At 67.1% G+C, this 1,886-nt stretch carries 2 protein-coding genes and 1 rRNA gene; 1 reads left to right on the forward strand and 2 read right to left on the reverse strand.

What is annotated here, in order from left to right; genetic code table 11:
* The coding region (locus ABD357_RS29945; RefSeq protein ID WP_344394144.1) for a type IV secretory system conjugative DNA transfer family protein at positions 1–901 on the forward strand (901 nt) is incomplete at its 5' end.
* A gap of 13 nt (positions 902–914) precedes the next feature.
* Here the strand turns inward: ABD357_RS29945 and ABD357_RS29950 are convergent.
* Together ABD357_RS29950 and rrf are read right to left on the reverse strand one after the other, a co-directional pair.
* Positions 915–1,463 (reverse strand): GNAT family N-acetyltransferase, encoded by a 549-nt coding sequence (locus ABD357_RS29950; protein WP_344394145.1) that lies wholly within the window; start codon positions 1,461–1,463, stop codon positions 915–917.
* A gap of 117 nt (positions 1,464–1,580) precedes the next feature.
* Positions 1,581–1,697: ribosomal RNA gene (rrf, locus tag ABD357_RS29955) — 5S ribosomal RNA — on the reverse strand.
* Positions 1,698–1,886 lie beyond the last annotated feature (189 nt).

Below are 1,886 nucleotides of genomic sequence, written 5' to 3' on the forward strand. Positions count from 1 at the left end.
CCCGCAAACCCGCCACCCCCTGGCCACAGAGGCCGTGCGAGACGCCGAGGGCCCCGCCCTCGTCATCACCTCAAACCCCGCCCTCTGGTCGGACACCAAGGACGCCAGAGCAAAACTCGGCCCCGTCCTCCTCTACGACCCCTCCCACCTCTGCGACACCCCGGCCCGCCTCCACTGGTCCCCTTCAACCGGCTGCCAGGACAAGGACACCGCGAGGGCGAGGGCGGCAGCCCTGCTCGCCCCGGTCCGCCCCACCGCCAAAATGGACCAGGCAGTCGCAGACGTCGCGGAAACCCTCCTCCGCAGCTACCTCCACGCCGCCGCAACAGACGGCCGCGCCATCCGCCACCTCCACCGCTGGGCCCAGGGCACAGGCGTACAGGAAGCCGTACGCATCCTCCGTACGAACCCCAAGGCCGCCTCCGGCTCCGCAGGCGAACTCGAGGCCGCCCTCACCTCGTACCCCGAACGCCGCGACATCGCCCAGGAGTTGACGGCCCGCGCCCTCTCCTCCCTTCTCACAGTGAACGTCCGCGAGGCCTGCACCCCAAACCGAACTGACGCCCTCACCTTGGATTCCTTCGTCAACGAAGGGGGCACGCTTTATGTGGTGGGTGAACCCATCGAGGACCCCAAGGCGAACCCGGGCGCGATGCCACTTCTGACGGCCCTCGCCTCAAGCGTGGTCGAGCGCGGCCGGCGCATGGCCGAACGGTCATCCTCCGGTCGCCTCGACCCACCACTCACACTCGTCCTGGACGACGTGGCCGCGGTGGCCCCCCTCCCCCAACTCCCGGACCTGCTCACCACAGGCCCCGACCGAGGCATGCCCACCCTGGCCCTCCTACGCTCCCGAGAACAGGCCCGCACCCGCTGGCCCAACCAGGAACTCCCCGCCTGAGACGGGCCTTCCCTCAGGGCCGCTTCATCACAAACTCCAGCTCCCGCGCCCCAGGATCCCCCGGCACCGGAACGCTCTCCCCCGACGGCACGAACCCGATCTTCCGGTAGAAGCCCTCGGCCCGCGAGTTCCGCTCATGCACGAACAACCGCACCCGCTCGACCGCGGCCACCTCCCACGCCCACTCCAGCGCGTACGCGAAAAGCCGCTCGGTCACGCCCCGCCCCCGCCACTCGGGCCGCACAAAAACGCCCACGAGATGCCCCTGCCGCACCTCACTCACACCACCGAGCGCCCCCTCCGCCTCCGCCTCCTCGACAAGCACAACCACCGACCCAACCCACCTCCCGCCGCTCTCCACGGCCACGAACTGCTGCCGCTCGAGCACCCCTTCCGCGGCTCCCGCCGCCCGCTCCCGCCAGAAACTGTCCGGCTTCGCCACGGCTTCCTGGTACGTCTCAAGAAAGGCGAGATGAGCCACCGGGTCCTGCAGCCCAGCCAGCCGAAGCTCCTTGACCGCCGGCCACTCATCGGCGCGTATGGAACGAATCACGGGGTCCATGGGCGCCACCGTAGTATCCGAGCACTACACCCTCACCCGATTTTCCCGCCACCATCCGGGACGCCCTGAAATGCAGAAAGCCCCACACCAAAAGGTGTGGGGCTTTCTCTACATTTTGTTCGGCGGTGTCCTACTCTCCCACAGGGTCCCCCCTGCAGTACCATCGGCGCTGTAAGGCTTAGCTTCCGGGTTCGGAATGTAACCGGGCGTTTCCCTCACGCTATGACCACCGAAACACTATGAAACACTCAACCGCACCACGCTCTGTGAAACGTGGGGTTGTTCGTGGTTTCAGAACCAACACAGTGGACGCGAGCATCTGAGGACAAGCCCTCGGCCTATTAGTACCAGTCACCTCCAGCGGTTACCCGCCTTCCAGATCTGGCCTATCAACCCAGTAGTCTCCTGGGAGCCTTAACCCCT

Origin of the sequence: Streptomyces vastus (assembly GCF_039532825.1) — a bacterium.
GTDB classification, from domain to species: domain Bacteria; phylum Actinomycetota; class Actinomycetes; order Streptomycetales; family Streptomycetaceae; genus Streptomyces; species Streptomyces vastus.